This window comes from Sinorhizobium kostiense, assembly GCF_017874595.1.
Classification (GTDB): Bacteria; Pseudomonadota; Alphaproteobacteria; order Rhizobiales; family Rhizobiaceae; genus Sinorhizobium; species Sinorhizobium kostiense.
Map to the genome: position 1 here is coordinate 633244 of NZ_JAGILA010000002.1, position 16742 is coordinate 649985.

Here is a 16742-nt window from a genome sequence, read left to right on the forward strand (position 1 = left end):
CATGAACGAGCTGTCTCAAATCAGGCAGGGCGCCTTTGCGCCAGGCAATAGCGCAGAGATCGCCGATGCGATCGTCACCGGAACGGGCATCAGAATTGACGCCGATCGTCGGCGCGGGCGCGGTGCCGGCCTCAATATGGCGGGCCGTTTCGAGCCGCTCACACGGGAGGTCTTCGATGATGGCTGGCAGACCATGGAGGAGCTGCCGCCGTTCAAGACGGAGGTCCAGCTCGAGAAGCCCCGATCGGTGATCACGCGCAACGAATCGCCGGACATCCCCTTCGACCGCTCCATTAATCCTTATCGCGGCTGCGAGCACGGCTGCATCTATTGTTTCGCCAGACCCACCCACTCCTATATGGGGCTTTCGGCAGGGCTCGATTTCGAATCCAAGCTTTTCGCCAAGCCAGATGCTGCCCGTCTTCTGGAACGAGAACTGGCGCGGCCGGACTACAAGGTGCGGCCGATCGCGATCGGCACCAATACGGATCCCTATCAGCCGATCGAGAAGGAGTGGCGCATCATGCGCCAGATACTCGAAGTGCTGAAAGCCGCCAATCACCCGGTGATGATCGTGACCAAGTCGGCCATGGTGGCGCGCGACATCGATCTGTTGGCGCCAATGGCCGAAAAGGGTCTCGCGCGCGTTGGACTTTCGGTGACGACGCTCGACCGGAAGCTCGCGCGTGCCATGGAGCCGAGGGCCTCCACACCCTCGAAACGACTGGAGGCGATCCGAGCGGTTTCCGAGGCCGGCGTCCCGACCTCCGTCCTCGTCGCGCCGATCATTCCGGCCTTGAACGATCACGAGATCGAACGCGTGCTCGACGCAGCCAAGACGGCCGGCGCCTCGGAAGCAAGCTACGTTCTCTTGCGCCTGCCGCTCGAGGTCAGCCCGCTCTTTCGGGATTGGCTCTTGAGGAACTATCCGGACCGCTACAGGCATGTGATGTCGCTCATCCGCTCAATGCGTGGCGGCAAGGACTACGACGCCGAGTTCGGCAAGCGGATGAAGGGTGCCGGCCCTTACGCCTGGCAGATAGGCCGGCGCTTCGAACTCGCCGCAAAGCGACTCGGTCTCAACCTGACGCGCCGCCAGTTGCGCAACGACATATTCGTTCCTCCGCTCGGCATGGGCGTGCAGCTGTCGTTGCTTTAGAGCTGTCAGCTCGTCGACAGGAACTCGGTTCCAGCGCCCTCCCCACCTAACGATGGCGCTGGTTTTCCCCCGGTCACCGCCGCACTCGAACCGGGGGGCTTGAAGGGAATCGGGCGAATATGCGAGGGTCCCCCGCATGTCACGTCGCAACCCGCCCGATTCCCCGCTTTTTTCGCTCGATCCGATCGCCCCGGACTACGCTCTCGAAATAGCCGCCCGCCGGGATGGCTTCTGGCCGGTCGCTGGAGCGGATGAAGCCGGCCGCGGCCCCCTTGCCGGCCCGGTCGTCGCCGCGGCGGTCATCCTCGACCCCGACGCGGTGCCGGATGGTCTCAACGACAGCAAGCTGCTAAGCGCCGAACAACGTGAAGCGCTGTTCAGCGCCATCATGGCGACTGCGACGGTCTCGATCGCCTCCTCCTCAGCGCGGCACATCGACACGACGGACATCCTGAAGGCCAGCCTCGATGCCATGCGCCGCGCCATTCATGGGCTGGCAACGACAGCTGGTTTTGTCCTGATCGACGGTCGTGACATACCTCAAGGCCTTTCCTGCCACGCAAGAGCGGTCGTCAAAGGCGATTGCCGCTCGGTGTCGATTGCTGCCGCCTCCATTGTCGCGAAAGTCACACGCGACCGCATGATGGCGCGCGCCGACGCAAGTTTCCCCGCCTATGGCTTCGCGATGCATGCTGGTTATGCGACGGCGAAGCATCGCGACGCGATCGGCAACCACGGTCCGTGCCCGCTGCATCGCATGAGCTTCCGCCCATTTCGGGACGTCTGACAGCGGCAAGGTAGGTCTGGCAAGGACGGCGTGAGCTCCAATTGATCTGACCGGAGCAATCGTGTGTCGTGGCAAGACGCGCCGCGCCTCGCATCCCAACAAAAAAGCCCCGCCGAAGCGGAGCTCTCGAACTCGTTTGCAGGGATTGCAGACCTCAGTTCAGGCGCCCCTTAACCTCGCCAAGCGCCTTCCTGAAGAGCGCCTCCTGAGCGGTAGCGTCGGCCTTGGCCGCCAACACCTTTTCGGCCGCACTGATCGCCAGGTCGACTGCAGCCGCGCGAACGGCGTTGATCGCATCGCTTTCAGCCTGCTTGATCTTCTGCTCGGAAAGTGCCGCGCGGCGGGCGACATATTCCTCGGTCTTCTGCTTCGCTTCAGCAGTCAGCATTTCCGCTTCGCGCTGTGCGGCGGCGACGATGCCGGCAGCCTCGGCCTCCGCATCCTTGCGCTTGCGCTGATACTCGGCAACCAGGCTCTGCGCCTCTTCGCGCAGGCGCTTGGCTTCCGCAAGCTCGTTGCTGATCTTGCCGGCGCGAGCGTCGAGAGCGCTGCCGACCATGGCCGGCACCTTGAGGTAGACGATCAGGGCGAAGAAGAGAACCAGGCCGACGAGGGCATAGAAAGTCGCATCAAGAGCCATCGTTTTCTGCTCCTCAGTTGCCTGCCGATGCCTTGACCGCAGCAGCGATCTCGGCCTTGGTGGCGGTTCCGCCGATCAGTTGCTTTACGACTTCGGCCGCCGTCTCCTCGGCGATCGCGCCGACGTCGGAAAGCGCCTTCGCCTTGATGTCGGCAATGCGCGCCTCTGCCGCGGCTATCTTCGTTGCGAGATCCGCTTCGACGGCGGCACGGTCGGCATTGGCCTTGTTCTTGGCGGCCTCGCGGGCGGTGTCCGCAATCGAGTGACCCTTCGCTTTCGCGTCGGTCAATTCCTGCTCGTAAGCGGAAATGGCAGCATCGGCTTCGCCTTTCAGCCGCGACGCCTCGTCGAGATCCTGTGCAATGCGGTCATGCCGCGTCTCGAGGATTCCGCCAATGCGCGGAATGATGACTTTCGACATCAGGAGATAGAAGAGGCCAAACGTGATCGCAAGCCAGAGCAATTGCGATGCGAAATGGCTCGAATCGAAGGGCGGGAACACACCGGACCCATGCTCGGCTTCGTGGGCCACACCCGTTTCGGTGTGCACCTCACCGGCAGCAGCGGCATCGTGCGCTTCGGCGCCTTCGGTGGTGGTTGACTGGGCATAGGCCGCTGTCACAAACATGCTCACCTCCAGGTGCAAGAATGTGCGCGGCCGCGGCTCTCGGAGCCGCGGCCGCAAACGTCTGCCGAATATTAGACGGCGAAGAGGAGGAGGAGCGCTACGAGCAGCGAGAAGATGCCCAGAGCTTCCGTAACGGCGAAGCCGAATACAAGGCGGCCGAACTGGCCGTCAGCAGCCGACGGATTGCGCAGAGCGCCAGCCAGATAGTTGCCGAAGATGTTGCCGAGGCCGAGAGCCGTGCCGGCCATACCAAGGCATGCAAGACCTGCACCCAAGAACTTTGCTGCTTCCGCGTCCATGATTGACTCCTTCGAATGGTGTTGCGGCTTAGGATTTGCGCTCCGGCGGCTCGAGCCGACCAAAAGCGAGCGACTGTTATTCCTTAGTGGCTTCCAGGGTGAACGGCGTCATTGAGGTACATGCATGTCAGCACCGCAAAGACATAGGCCTGGAGGAAGGCGACCAGGAATTCAAGACCGGTGAGAGCGACGGTCATGATGAGCGGCAGGATCGCGCCACCAATGCCGAGCGCGCCAAAAGCGCTGAGCGAGGCGACGAAGCCTGCGAAAACCTTCAGCGTGATATGGCCGGCCAGCATGTTGGCGAAGAGACGGACCGAAAGGCTGATGGGGCGAGAAAGGAACGAAATGACTTCGATCGCCACCACCAGCGGCAGAAGCGCGCCCGGCACGCCGTGCGGCACGAAAAGCTTAAGGAAGCCCAGGCCGTGCTTATAAAAGCCGTAAAGGATGACCGTACCGACAACGAAGACAGCGAGCGCGAAGGTCACGATGATCTGGCTGGTGACCGTGAAGAAGTAGGGAAACATGCCGAGCAGGTTCGCCGTCAGGATGAACATGAACAGCGAGAAAACCATCGGGAAGAATTTCATTCCCTGGCTGCCGGCACCCTCGCGAAGCATCGAGGCGATGAACTCGTAGGACATCTCCGACACCGACTGCGCACGCGTCGGGATGAGGCCGCGCTGAGAGGTGGTCAGATAGAGAAAGCCTGCAGCGGCACCAACGGTCGCCACCATGAACAGCGATGCATTGGTGAAGGAAAAGTCAATTCCGCCAATTTCGATCGGGACAATCTTGTTGACCAGGAACTGATGGGTCGGATCGTTTGACACCGCGCTTCTCTTTCGTTCTGCCCGCCCGCAAGCGGAAACCGTGTTCCGGACGACGCCTCAGGCCTCGTCCCCGTCCTTCTTTTCATTTCCAGGGCCGCCTCCGCGCTGGTCGGGTGTCGCCACCAGATCGGCAGAACGCAGCACGTTCAATACACCGGCACAGAAACCTAGCAGCAGAAGGACGATCATGCCCCACGGCCCTGTACCCGCAAAATGGTCCAAAAGATAGCCCAGAAACGCCCCGACCACGACGCCGGCAATGAACTCGCTCGAAAGCTTCATCGCCTCGGCGTAGCCTTTGCGGCTTCCTGCTCCGCGCACCTCCTCCTTGTCGGAAACATCCGCCCGTTTGGACGCAATGTCTTCGCCAAGGCGCTTCAGCCGCGCCTCCAGACTCTCTTCCGGCTTCTCCGTCACATGGCTCCCCTTTGCAGCCCACGCGGTTTAAACGCGATCACGGTCATACAAACGGCGGCATTCAAGCCACGTTCGGCCCTTTTGAAGTCGCGCGCAACATAGTTTTAGGCATCGGCATAGTCAAGGCGTGCAGCGGCATTGAGCGTGCACAATATTAAGCAGCTTTTTCAATGGTTTACTCGATAATCTGCGGCACCTGCGACAAAGCTGCAACGGGAATCGCCCGACCTTGGGGGCTCGCACCGCCCGCGGGTGCCAATCTGCAAGCTGGAATCGATGGCGCAGGTCAACTCCAGCCGCCGCCATAGGTCCGGTAGAAGATGTGCAGCCCGATCCGGCCCACTCGCTTCATCGTCTTTGCCCAGGCCGGATTCACATAGGTCGCGTGATAGTGCGTCGCCGAGCCCACTTCGGGCAGCCAGATCTTGCCGGCGGTCACTGCCATCGCCACTTCCTTGGCGGTTCTCCAATGCGCACGCGAATAGATCAGATCGCGGATCATGTCGCAGGCGAAGGAGAACTGGCAGCGATTGCGCCACTGCTTGTTTTGGTAGACGACGCCGCAAATCGTCTTCGGATAGGTCGGGTTGCGGACACGATTGAGAATCACCTGCGCGACTGCTGCCTGCCCCTTCAGAGGCTCGCTACGGGCTTCGAAGTAGATGCCCTCCGCAAGGCAGGTCTGCTCCTCCTTGCTGAAGACCGTTGGCGGCAAGGCTGTCGCCGCCCAGGTGTGGTCGTCAGGCGCAATGTCGGGAATGAAACGTCCGCCGTGCTGGTCTTCTCGCAGAATCGAGTCGAAAGGCGATTCACGCGCATAGTCCGGTTTGGGCCGGACATAGGCAGTCGCGAGAATGTCGGGCTTTTCATTGGTCACGAGCTTGGCGAGCATCGGCGAGACGCCGGGGTCCGGCTTTGGCGGCCGTGTGCGGTAGAACGCCGTGGCGATCTCGATTTCCTTGCCTTTGATCTTCGGCTTGGCGAACACCATCTTTTCGGCGCCGCCGACATCAGGCTCCATCAGCGAGCTTGTGCGCTGAAGGATAGAGCCGGCGCTGAAATCCTTGGGTGGCGTCACCGGACTGACAGCGACGATGCGGCCCTTCTTCAATTTGCGGGTGACGCGATCCTCGTCGGGCGTTCCGTTTTGATGCTTGGTTTCGGCCGTCAGTGCCACACGACTGCCATCGGCCAAGGTCATGCCGGCGCCGCCGTCAAGTGCACCGGTCGTGATCGGATCGGTGAAAACCATCTCGATATCATGCACCGAACCTGCCGGCGAAGGCGTTAAATAAGTACGCCAGCGCTCTCCGCCCCGATTGATGCCGGACAGAAAGGTGGCAATGTCGGCATAGGCGGCGGCCGAGGGGAAGGCTAGGAAAATGGCGAGCCCGATGATCGCGGGGGCACGCCAGGCCAAGAGCGACATACGAAACTTGCGACGCGGCTTCTTACTCTCACGCACGACACGGCTCCACGCAACTCTTAATCGCACACGCGTTCTCGCAAGCCGGCCCAATGGGCCGACGCCGGGTTTTCCACGCAAGACGCTAGGGTTACGAAGCGGTCAGGCGGTTCACCGTGCCCGCTTCCTTCGAGCCTGAAAAATGAAGCATTAACCTTGATGTTTGGTTAATGCGGAACGGCGGGTATTGCGCATGCGATCAGATGATCACATGCGAGCCAAGTTCGACGACGCGGTTCGTCGGCAGGCGGAAATAGTCCGAGGGATCGATTGCCGCATTGGCAAGGGCGATGAACAGGCGGTCCTGCCAATGCGGCATGCCGGACTGTGCATCGGGCACGAGCTTGCGGCGCCCGAGATAGAAGGACGTGGACATGATGTCGAACTTCAGACCGGACTTGCGGAAAAAGCCAAGCGCCTGGGACACGTTCTGAGTCTCCATGAAGCCGAACTTCATTTCGAGCAGGGCAAAACGCTCGGACAGTTGCCGCACGCTGACGCGCTCTTCCTTCGGCACCTTCGGCGCGTTGGCGGTGCGGATCGTCAGGATGAAGTTCTGCTGATGCAGCACGTGATTGTGTTTGATGTTGTGCAGAAGCGCGGCGGGCGTCGAATCCGGGTCACTCGTCAGGAAGATCGCGGTGCCAGGCACGCAGACCGGTGCGTGCTCGCTCTCGCGCTCGATCGATTTGATGAAACTCGCCAAGGGAATGTCGATATGGCGCGTCTTGGCGTGGAGGATTTCCGTACCGCGCTTCCAGGTCCACATGATCACGATGAAAGCCGCAGCGATCAGGATCGGAACGTAGCCGCCGTCGTGGATCTTGAGCAGATTGGCGCCGAGAAAGGTGAACTCGAGTGCGAAGAGCGGCAAGAGGACCGCCGCCGCCCCCAAGGCAGACCAATTCCAACGGACACGCAGGAACTCGAAGGCCAGGAACGACGTCACCACCATGGCGCCGGTCACGGATATGCCATAGGCGGTCGCAAGAGCCTCGGACGAGCCGAAGACGAAAACGAGGGCCATCACGCCGAACATCAGAAGCGCGTTGACGTTCGGCAGGTAGATCTGCCCCGTATGCGTCTCGGACGTGTGGAAGATCGCCATGCGCGGCAGGAAGCCGAGGTGGATAGCCTGGCGCGTCAATGAAAAGGCGCCGGTGATCACCGCCTGGCTGGCGATGATGGTTGCCGCCGTCGCGAGAATGACGACGGGAAGCAGCGCCCATTTGGGGAACATCAGGAAGAACGGGTCGGACATTGCCTCAGGATTGTCGAGGATGAAGGCCCCTTGGCCGAGATAGTTCAAGGTGAGTGCCGGAAAGACGATGCTGAACCAGGCCCATTGGATCGGGCGGCGGCCGAAATGGCCAAGGTCGGCGTAAAGCGCCTCTGCGCCGGTAACAGTCAGGAAGACTGCGCCCAGCACGACGATGCCGACAAACCCTTCATTGATCATGAAGGTAGCGGCGTGGAGCGGATTGAAGGCAGCGAGAATCGACAGGTCGTCGGCAATATGCGCGAGACCGATCGCGCCCATGACCAGGAACCAGACGAGCGTAACCGGCCCAAAGAAGTTCGAGACAGCTCCGGTCCCCATCGACTGTACCGCAAAGAGCGCCAGCAGGATCACGACGGCAATCGGCACCACATAATCGGTTAGCGCCGGCGTCACGAGCTTCAGGCCCTCGACGGCAGAGAGAACCGAAAGCGCCGGCGTGATCATCGCGTCGCCGATGAAGAGTGCGGCGCCCGCTATCCCCATGAAGAACAAGAGCGCCGTGTGGCCGCTGGCGGACTTCATCAGCAGTGCCAGCAGCGAGAGAGTGCCGCCTTCCCCCTCATTGTCCGCCCGGAGCAGGAAGAGCACGTATTTGATCGTCACGATGATCGTCAGCGACCAGATCATCAACGAGATCAGCCCGATGATCTCCGCGTCGGTAACGCCGTCATGCGCAACCGGACGCAGCGCCTCACGAAAGGCATAAAGCGGGCTCGTGCCGATGTCGCCGTAGACAACGCCGACGGATCCGAGCGCCAGCGCAAGCAGGCGGCGCGCGTTCTCGGGCCGGTTTACCGCAGGGACGGTCAGTTCAGACATGGGTGTCCAACAGGCTCTTAAAGCCAGCCTTTCCAACAAAAAGGGAGGAGAGAATTTGCCGCATGCGCCTGCGGATTGCTGACGTGCCACGCGCTTTCCGGCACGTTACCGGCCGTGGCGGCGTTTGGAAATGCCGGCGGCTGTGGCCTTAAGAGAGCGACAGCCTCGCCGTCGGGGCAATATCCTGTGACCATTTAGCCGCCTTTGACATGCGACCGACGAGATAGGCACTCGGGTCGCGCTCGCGCGAGCGGCAAGCCATATGGCGCAGCCTTCGCGGAAAATCAATGCGCTTTCGCTGCGCTGCAGCATTCCCTCGCGCGGGAGTGCCCGGGCCAGACGGCTCGCCGGACCTTTGTAGCTGGTCACAAATCAAGGACTTACACCAGGGACGGCGGACCGAAAGGTCTACTCGAAAATTATGTTGGGCATGGCTCGGCTCTTGCCCTGATGGGCCGCCGAGAGCTGTTCCCAAACCCGCGCGGCAACATCGCGGTAGATTTGCGCCACCTCGCCTTGCGGCTCGGAGACCACCAGGGGAGTTCCGGCGTCCGAGGTTTCGCGGATGCCGATGGTCAGCGGCACTTCTCCAAGGAAGGGCACGCCGATGCGTTCGGCCTCCTTGCGCGCCCCGCCGTGACCGAAAATGTCATAACGCTTGCCCGTGTCGGGAGCGATGAAATAGCTCATGTTCTCGACAATGCCGAGCACAGGAACCTCGACTTTGCGGAACATCGCCAGGCCCTTGCGGGCGTCCACGAGCGCCAGATCCTGAGGAGTGGACACGATAACGGCTCCGGCGAGCGGCACCTGTTGGGCCATTGTCAGTTGCGCGTCGCCAGTGCCAGGGGGCATGTCGACGACAAGGACGTCGAGTTCGCCCCAGGCGACTTCACGAAGCATCTGCAGGAGCGCCGACTGGATCATCGGGCCGCGCCAGATCATCGCGACCTCCTCGTCGACGAGGAAGCCCATCGACATCACCTTCAACCCATAATTTTCCATCGGCCGGATGAGCCGCCCTTCGATCTGCTGAGGTCTGCCCGAAATCTTCAACAGCCGCGGCATGGAGGGGCCGTAAATGTCGGCATCGAGCAAACCTACTTTCAGGCCGTTTGCCTGAAGCGCCAGCGCGAGGTTCACGGATGTCGTCGACTTGCCGACACCGCCCTTGCCGGACGCGACCGCAATGATCGCGTCCACTCCCGGAATGCCCGCCTTTCCCGGCGCGCCGCCCGCCGGCCGGTGGCCTTGCGGCTGCCCGGAGGGGGGCGCGGGGCGCGGCTGCTCGACGGGCTTTGCCTGTGGGGCTGCCTTGCGGTCGGCCGTCAGCGCGACCATGGCGGCCTTCACGCCTGGAATGTCGCGTACCACCCGCTCCGCGGCGGCCCGCATCGGCTCTAATTCCTTCGCCCGCTCGGCCGGCACCGTGATCGAGAAATACGCCTTGCCATCCGAGATGAAGACGTCCGAGACCAAACCCAGGTCGACGATGTTGCCTTCCATGTCCGGCCCGCGAACGCTCCGCAGCTTCTCAAGAACCATTTCCCTGGTTACGTCCGGCATGCCGCCCTCTCTCGTCGCTTGCTGTGAACAGCGCCTGGCCCTCGGCGCGCCGCGGCAGCTGTAACTGTGACTCCTGCATCCTCAAATCCAACAGCGATCTAAGGATCCAAGCAACAGATAATAGAGGCGGAGCGGCTCGCCAATGCGATAGATGAGAAACAGACGAGAAATTGAGGGCCGCCAGCCAATTACCCCGATCCGTACACCCCGGATCACAGGTAATCGGCGGCGGCCCTGCTTGTTCGCAACCTTCGTGGGCGCTGTCTTTTTTGGTCCCCTCTGGACACGAGAGCGATTATGCAGGATGCGTGCCAATATCGGCTCGGCACAAAAACCCAGTCTTTCGTGGTTTTGGACTCATACCCGCAGCTGCACGGGAATTGGTGTTGCTCAAAAATAGGGCGTGACCACCGGTTGAGCAGTCGCTTTGTTGAGCAGAAGGGCCGGTAGGCCCTTGGTCGCCCAGTGCTAGCTGATATAGCCCTTCTTCATCGCCTTCACGACCGCCTGCGTCCGGTTGACGGCGTCGAGTTTCTTGGTGACGTGGTTGAGGTAGTGATTGACGGTGTGCTCCGAGAGACCCAGGATTCCGGCGATTTCTGCGCTTGTCTTGCCAGCCGCAGTCCAGCTCAGGCACTGGATTTCACGTTCCGAGAGCGTTGTGCCGGAGTTCTTCCAGACCGAGCCGATCTCGGCCAGGCGATTGTAGACGTGAATGGCAATCATCTGCAGCTCCATGGCCGCCGTCATCGGCAAATCCGCCTCGGGCCCCATGAGAATGACCGCGCCGCGACCACCCTCGGCATCGTGAACGGGAAAATAGTTTGCCTGGAAGATGCCGTTCTCACGCAACATGGCAATGTACTCCGCCGCCGAAGCCGGTTTTCCGCTCTCCTGCTCCCAGTCGTCGAGCGTGACCTGGAACGGCATCGTCGTCTCCCGCAAGCGCCGCACGCCCGTGCTGAAGCGCAACATCGAGAGGCTGTCGTACTTATTGAGAAGCTCGGCCGGCATATTCGAGATCACGGTGGCGGCGGAGAGCCGGTCCATATCGATGGCCGGTATCGAGCAAATGAGAAATGTCTTGAAGCTGAAAATCTGCGTGATTCGCCGCATGTAGCGGATGATATCGAACTGAGTCTCGAGCGCCGCGATTTCGGACGCGAAATCACCGCCTCGGGGCAGATCGACGTCAGTGATCCCGGCCGTCATCGTATCTTGCATTCGCCCGTTCCATGACATTTATCAATTCTCAAATAGCCCGAGCCGCCGGCCAATGCCAACAGTGGTATCGGCAATCATCCCCTTCATTCGCAAAAGACTGTGTATTTCCCCATGGCGCCGAACACATCCCCCTTTTCTAGGGGGCCGCGTTGAAAAACGCGGTCGCAATCCACTCGATTCATCTTCGCCCAGCCCATGGAATCGCAGGGAGGCCAACACGGCCGACCTTGGTCGAAGAATAATCCATTGGCCTTGCCGCATCCCGCGCTAGTTGATCAGCCCGGCACGAATCGCCTTGGCAACGGTCTGGACGCGATTGACGGAATCCAACTTGCGGGTCGCGCGGTTCAGATAATGGTTCACCGTATACTCGGAAAGCGCCATGATCCTGGCCATCTCCACAGTCGTCTTGCCGGCGGCCGCCCAGCGTAGGCACTCGATCTCGCGCCGAGAGAGGCTGCCCGGCCCTCGCCGATCGCGCCTCTTGGCGAAGGCCCAGCGGCTGTAAAGGAGACCTGCCCAAAGATTGAGGGCCTGCAGTTCGTCATTCGAAACGACGGGCCTGTCGCCGCCGAAGGCGATCGCCCCGCGGTTCCCCACGGCATCGTGCACCGGCAGGTAGACGCCACGTGGAATGTTTGCCGCCTCGAAGACGCTGACGCAGGCATCGCCCTTGCCGTCCAGGCGGCGGCGCGCCAGTTGGTGCGCATCGTAGGTGAAGGGGATCGTGCTGCGTCGCAACCGCTCAATGACCGGACTGCCTTGTATCAAAGAGGCGCCATCATAACGACTGTAAAATTCCGCCGGCCAGGTCGTCAGTTGCGTCTGCCCGGCAAGGTTGCGGCATCCGGAATCCGGCACGGACAGCACCATGAAGCCGCGGAAGCCATAGGCGTTCGATACTTGCTCAAGGACATGCTTGACCTGGTCCTCGCTGTCGAGCGTCCCAGGCACCGAACGGCCGTTGGGGAGGATCAGCGAAGAAATGTCCGAGTTGAAATCCATCATCTTGCACCCGCCTCTGCTCCCTGCCTCCTTTGCGGGAGCGCAGACCGCCTTCGCCGTCAGAAGCTGTCATTGCTTCCGCCTTCCGCCGGCCCCGAATCGGTCCGCCGTCAGAAAATCATGCATCCGTTTCACCTGCCGCAGCGATCCGCTCAAAGGCCGCTGCAGGACCCAATTCCGCTCGATCGTGCAACCAGTCGGTGTCGAGTCTGTCGACCGGAAACTATCGATCTGCAGCCGTTTCGTCCAGTCGGAACTTCTAATTTACCGTAGGCTGTCCAGGAAGGACCTGGCGTCAGCGAAGCGCTAGGCTCCTCCCCGTCCGGGCCCGAGCCGGATCCTGAGTTCCTCCTCGATGTCGTTAGCCGCCTTGCGCACATCTGCCGACCAGCCCGCCAGTTGCGTCGTGCTGACGCGATAGGAAGGGCCGGTTACGGAGATGCCCCCGACAAGTTCGTGTTCGGGAACGGCGATCGGTGCAGCAACGCAGCAGATCTCGGCTTCATGCTCCTCGCGGTCGAAAGCATGGCCTTGACGCCGAATTTCTTCGATTTCTGCAAGCAACGCCGCGGCTGATCGGTGGGTGCGCTCGGTAAACGGGTGGAACTGTATTCTGGCGGCGATCCGCTCCACCTCGGGCTCTGGAAGCGAAGAAAGCGCCGCCTTGCCGATCCCCGTGCAATAGGCCGGTGATGCCTTGCCGATTTGCGAACTCATACGCACCGTCTGCCGACTTTCGACTTTATCGACATAGATGATCTCCGTATCTCGCAGGACCCCGAGATGGACCGTCTCGCCGGTCATTTCGTGAAGGCGCAGGAGGTATGGCGCGGCAATGTCGCGGAACCGGTTGCCGGACCACGAGCGATAGGCAAGCTTCAGCAGGCGCAGCCCCGGCTCGTAGGAAAGATCCCCCCGCTGCACCAACAGCCCCTCCTCAACGAGATGGCCGAGCAGCCGGTGCAGCGTGCCGCGCGGCTGCCGGACCGAGCGGAGAATATCGGTGAAGCGCTGGGGCCGATCGGCCGTCGCCACGGCCTCCAGCACGGCCATGGCCTTCCCGAGCGTACCGGTCCCCGCCCCTTCCCTCTCGAGATAGCCGTTTTCCTCGGGGGTCATTTCCATTGGGGTCATTCCACCTGCTCTCCGGCGTCGCGCCACCTTGACAGATTAAAGCTACCAACGCGATAATTCCAGAAAATAAAAAGCTGTTCCACATGCTGGAACTAGGTTGCATCCGCGGCCTTCGGGAGAAGCCCACTCATGAGCTTACCTACTAGCCAGTTCCCCGACCTCGGCAATCGCGGCGTGCTGGTCACCGGCGGTGCATCCGGCATCGGGGCCGCGCTCGTCGAAGGCTTCCTGCGGCAAGGAGCGCGTGTCGCTTTCATCGATATCGCCGAAGAGGCGAGCCGCTCGCTTTCCGAAAGACTTGCCTCCGAAACAGGTCGGAAACCCGAGTATTTTGCCGCCGATCTCCGAGACGTCGCAGCCGGTAAGGCAGCCGCGGAGGCGGCCATCGCCTCGCTCGGTTCAATCCACGTCCTCGTCAACAATGCCGCGCGCGACGATCGCCAAGAACTCGAGGACGTGACCGAGGCAAGCTGGGACGAAAGCCTTTCCGTCAATCTCAGACATTTCTTTTTCATGAGCCAGACGGTGGCGCCGCACATGCGCCGGGAGGGCGGCGGATCGATCATCAACTTCTCATCCATCGCCTTTATGCTGAACATGTCCGAGATACCGGCCTATGCCACGGCGAAGGCGGGAATTATCGGCCTTACGAAATCGCTTGCGGGAAAACTCGGTCCAGACAATATCCGCGTCAACGCCGTTCTGCCGGGCATGATCGTGACTGAGCGGCAGAGGCGGCTATGGCTTAGCGACGAAGCGATCGCTGAGATGCAGGAGCGGCAGTGTCTGAAGCGCATGTTGACCGCCGAAGACCTCGTGGGGCCGTGCCTCTTTCTGGCCTCTGATAGCTCGGCGGCAATGACGGCCCAGACCATGATTATCGACGGAGGCGTATTTTGACGAGACGAGGCTATTACGCCGCGGTGGACTGGGGAACCTCGAGTTTCCGGTTATGGATCATCGGCGAGGACGGAAGTGTGCTTGCCGAGCGCCGCAGCGGGGAAGGCATGACCACAGCCGCGAAAACCGGCTTCCACGCAGTCCTCGACAGCCATCTCAGCGCCGTTGACGCCCCCCCTCACTTGCCGGTCGTCATCTGCGGCATGGCTGGCGCCCGACAGGGCTGGAAGGAAGCCGGCTACGTCGACGCGCCGGCCGCGCTTGCGGCGATCGCCGGTAAAGCAATTGCGGTCCCGGACGTCGACCGCGACATACGCATTCTCCCAGGCCTGGCCCAGCGTGACGGGCGTTGCCCCGACGTCATGCGTGGAGAGGAAACGCAACTTCTCGGCGCCACAGGAATGCTCGGTCGAGGACGCTATCTCGTCTGCATGCCCGGGACCCACAGCAAGTGGGTCCGGCTTTGCGATGAAACGGTTGAAGGCTTTTCCACTTTCATGACCGGCGAATTGTTCGAGGTCATTTCGCGCCACACGATCTTGAGCCATGCGGTGGCCGATGCCGAAGCCATCGAAGCCGATGATTCCGCTTTCCTCTATGCCGTGGCACGGGCGAAGGATTCCCCTGCTCTAGCGACGAACATGATCTTCGCCGTCCGGGCGGGGCAGCTGCTCCACGGCGTGAGTGCCGCCGAAGCCAAGGCGCGTCTGTCAGGTACACTGATCGGCCTCGAAATCGCGGGAGCGCTCGCCTCGGTGGAATCCGTCGACGGCATCTGCCTTGTGGGCTCCGGGCGGCTGGGCGCGCTCTATCGCGCAGCCTTGGAAAGCCAGGGTTTCGCTCTGCAGCTCGTCGACGCCGACGAGGCGGTTCGAGCCGGACTCTCGGCCGCGGCCCAGACAATTTGGCCCGTGTGATGATCGGGCCGCTTCGATGGAAAGAACAAGAATGAACCGCATTCCCTTGCCCCCAATGAAACATCCGCTGATCGCTATTCTTCGAGGCTTGAAGCCGGAGGAAACGGAGGGCGTGGTCGGCGCCCTCATCGAAACGGGTTTCACGGCAATTGAGATTCCGCTCAACTCGCCAGATCCGTTCCGATCGATCGAAACCGCAGTGAAGATGGCGCCGGCTGGCTGCCTCATCGGCGCGGGCACTGTCTTGACGACGGCACAAGTTGACGAGCTTGCCAACGTCGGCGGACGGCTGATGGTCAGTCCCAATGTCGAACCGGCGGTCATCCGGCTGGCGACGGCCAAGGGTATGGTGACGATGCCGGGTGTCTTCACCCCGACGGAAGCACTGGCGGCGGCGGATGCGGGCGCGAGCGGGCTCAAATTTTTCCCGGCCAGCGTGCTCGGTCCGTCTGGGATTCAGGCGATCCGCGCCGTGCTTCCGAAGGATATCGAGATCGCCGCCGTCGGCGGCGTTTCGGAAGCGAATTTCGCCGCCTATGCGCAGATCGGCGTCCGCAGCTTCGGCCTCGGCTCAAGCCTCTATAAACCGGGTATGAGCGCTGCTGAGGTCAGGCAGCGGGCAATCGCCACGCTTGCAGCCTACGACGCTGTCTATGGAGCCGCCTGATGTCCGAGCTCATTCCCTTTTCCGGCCGCGTACTCTGCGATTTCGCGTCCGAACTCGGTGAGGGCCCGACTTACGATCCACTCACCGGCACAGCCTGGTGGTTCAACATCAAGGGGCAGGAACTGCACGAGCTGCACCTTGAAAGCGGGCGAAAGACCATCCATCCCCTGCCCTTCCTCGGAAGCGTGCTGGCAAACATCGATCCGGGCCGGCAGCTGATCGCATCAGACCAGGGGCTCTTCATCCGCGACACTGCGGGTTACCAGCTCAGCCCGTTCGCGGCCATCGAGGACAAACCGGGCAATCGATCGAACGACGGCCGCGTCCACCCTTGCGGCGCGCTCTGGATCGGCACCATGGGGCGGAAGGCCGAGAAACATGCCGGCGCGATCTACCACGTCGCCGGCAACCGCATCACGAAACTCTTCGGCAACATCACGATCCCCAATGCGATCTGCTTCTCGCCGGATGGCGCCACCGCCTATTTCACAGATACCGACGTCAACCACCTGATGCGCGTCGACATCGATCCAGCGAGCGCGCTCCCGACGGGCGAGCCCGTCATTCTCTCAGACGAGAGCACCGCACCGGGCGGTGTCGACGGTGCGGTGTGCGATGCGGACGGGCTGATCTGGAACGCCCGCTGGGGCGCCGGCGCGGTCGAGGTTTACAAGCCCGACGGCCAGAAAATCGCTCGGTACGCTGTACCGGCGACGCAGCCGAGTTGCCCCGCTTTCGTCGGTCCGAAGGCCAGTCGAATGCTCGTGACCTCTGCCTGGCAGGACCTTGATGACGCCGCGCGAGCGGCCGATCCAAACGCAGGCAAGACCTTCGACCTCGGAATCGAGGTCAAGGGCCGCCACGAGCCGGGGTTCCTGCTCTAGCACAGAACGATACGGGGCGGGCGGAATGCGGGCGGAACGCCTTCTCCTCATCCCGCTCCAGGCGTTGATCCTCGCAATCCTCCATCCGCATTCAACAAATGCTGGCGCGACGC

Annotated in this window: 17 protein-coding genes; 6 read left to right on the forward strand and 11 right to left on the reverse strand. The window is 61.8% G+C overall.

What is annotated here, in order from left to right:
* The first annotated feature begins 1 nt into the window (after position 1).
* The gene (locus J2Z31_RS09555; protein WP_209601663.1) at positions 2-1159 is read left to right on the forward strand and encodes a PA0069 family radical SAM protein; all 1158 of its coding nucleotides are present in this window, start codon (positions 2-4) and stop codon (positions 1157-1159) included.
* 136 nt (positions 1160-1295) lie between these two features.
* Positions 1296-1946: a ribonuclease HII gene (locus J2Z31_RS09560; protein ID WP_209601664.1), complete on the forward strand. Its 651-nt coding sequence runs from the start codon at positions 1296-1298 to the stop codon at positions 1944-1946.
* A 154-nt stretch (positions 1947-2100) separates the two neighbouring features.
* Here J2Z31_RS09560 and J2Z31_RS09565 read toward each other — a convergent pair whose 3' ends face one another.
* The 11 genes from J2Z31_RS09565 to J2Z31_RS09615 form a co-directional block, all read right to left on the reverse strand.
* Positions 2101-2586, reverse strand: coding sequence for a F0F1 ATP synthase subunit B (locus J2Z31_RS09565; RefSeq protein WP_209601665.1), 486 nt, complete (start codon positions 2584-2586; stop codon positions 2101-2103).
* Positions 2587-2599: 13 nt separating this feature from the next.
* Entirely contained in the window at positions 2600-3214 is a 615-nt protein-coding gene (locus J2Z31_RS09570) for a F0F1 ATP synthase subunit B (RefSeq protein WP_209601666.1), read from the reverse strand.
* 71 nt (positions 3215-3285) lie between these two features.
* Complete coding sequence (locus J2Z31_RS09575) at positions 3286-3513, reverse strand: F0F1 ATP synthase subunit C (RefSeq protein ID WP_026612986.1); 228 nt, start codon at positions 3511-3513, stop codon at positions 3286-3288.
* Between the two features lie 83 nt (positions 3514-3596).
* Complete coding sequence (locus J2Z31_RS09580) at positions 3597-4349, reverse strand: F0F1 ATP synthase subunit A (RefSeq protein WP_209601667.1); 753 nt, start codon at positions 4347-4349, stop codon at positions 3597-3599.
* Between the two features lie 57 nt (positions 4350-4406).
* Positions 4407-4766, reverse strand: a complete 360-nt coding sequence (locus J2Z31_RS09585; RefSeq protein WP_209601668.1) for an AtpZ/AtpI family protein — start codon at positions 4764-4766, stop codon at positions 4407-4409.
* 286 nt (positions 4767-5052) lie between these two features.
* Positions 5053-6195, reverse strand: coding sequence for a cell wall hydrolase (locus J2Z31_RS09590; RefSeq protein ID WP_209602284.1), 1143 nt, complete (start codon positions 6193-6195; stop codon positions 5053-5055).
* Between the two features lie 235 nt (positions 6196-6430).
* Positions 6431-8332 (reverse strand): potassium transporter Kup, encoded by a 1902-nt coding sequence (locus J2Z31_RS09595; protein WP_209601669.1) that lies wholly within the window; start codon positions 8330-8332, stop codon positions 6431-6433.
* Positions 8333-8740: 408 nt separating this feature from the next.
* Entirely contained in the window at positions 8741-9898 is a 1158-nt protein-coding gene (apbC, locus tag J2Z31_RS09600) for an iron-sulfur cluster carrier protein ApbC (RefSeq protein ID WP_209601670.1), read from the reverse strand.
* A 468-nt stretch (positions 9899-10366) separates the two neighbouring features.
* Entirely contained in the window at positions 10367-11140 is a 774-nt protein-coding gene (locus tag J2Z31_RS09605) for a LuxR family transcriptional regulator (protein WP_209601671.1), read from the reverse strand.
* A gap of 249 nt (positions 11141-11389) precedes the next feature.
* Entirely contained in the window at positions 11390-12130 is a 741-nt protein-coding gene (locus tag J2Z31_RS09610) for a helix-turn-helix transcriptional regulator (RefSeq protein ID WP_209601672.1), read from the reverse strand.
* Between the two features lie 303 nt (positions 12131-12433).
* A complete protein-coding gene (locus tag J2Z31_RS09615) occupies positions 12434-13252 on the reverse strand; it encodes an IclR family transcriptional regulator (RefSeq protein ID WP_234939395.1) in 819 nt (272 codons plus the stop codon).
* A gap of 138 nt (positions 13253-13390) precedes the next feature.
* Between J2Z31_RS09615 and J2Z31_RS09620 the strand changes: the two genes are divergently transcribed.
* The 4 genes from J2Z31_RS09620 to J2Z31_RS09635 are packed head-to-tail and all read left to right on the forward strand — an operon-like array spanning position 13391 to position 16629.
* On the forward strand, positions 13391-14161 hold the full coding sequence (locus J2Z31_RS09620; protein WP_209601673.1) for an SDR family NAD(P)-dependent oxidoreductase: 771 nt from the start codon (positions 13391-13393) through the stop codon (positions 14159-14161).
* Positions 14158-15078, forward strand: coding sequence for a 2-dehydro-3-deoxygalactonokinase (locus tag J2Z31_RS09625; protein ID WP_209601674.1), 921 nt, complete (start codon positions 14158-14160; stop codon positions 15076-15078). The genes J2Z31_RS09620 and J2Z31_RS09625 overlap by 4 nt, the downstream gene beginning before the upstream one ends.
* 31 nt (positions 15079-15109) lie before the next feature.
* The gene (locus J2Z31_RS09630; protein WP_209601675.1) at positions 15110-15745 is read left to right on the forward strand and encodes a 2-dehydro-3-deoxy-6-phosphogalactonate aldolase; all 636 of its coding nucleotides are present in this window, start codon (positions 15110-15112) and stop codon (positions 15743-15745) included.
* Complete coding sequence (locus J2Z31_RS09635; protein ID WP_209601676.1) at positions 15745-16629, forward strand: SMP-30/gluconolactonase/LRE family protein; 885 nt, start codon at positions 15745-15747, stop codon at positions 16627-16629. Before J2Z31_RS09630 ends, J2Z31_RS09635 begins: the two co-directional genes overlap by 1 nt.
* Positions 16630-16742 lie beyond the last annotated feature (113 nt).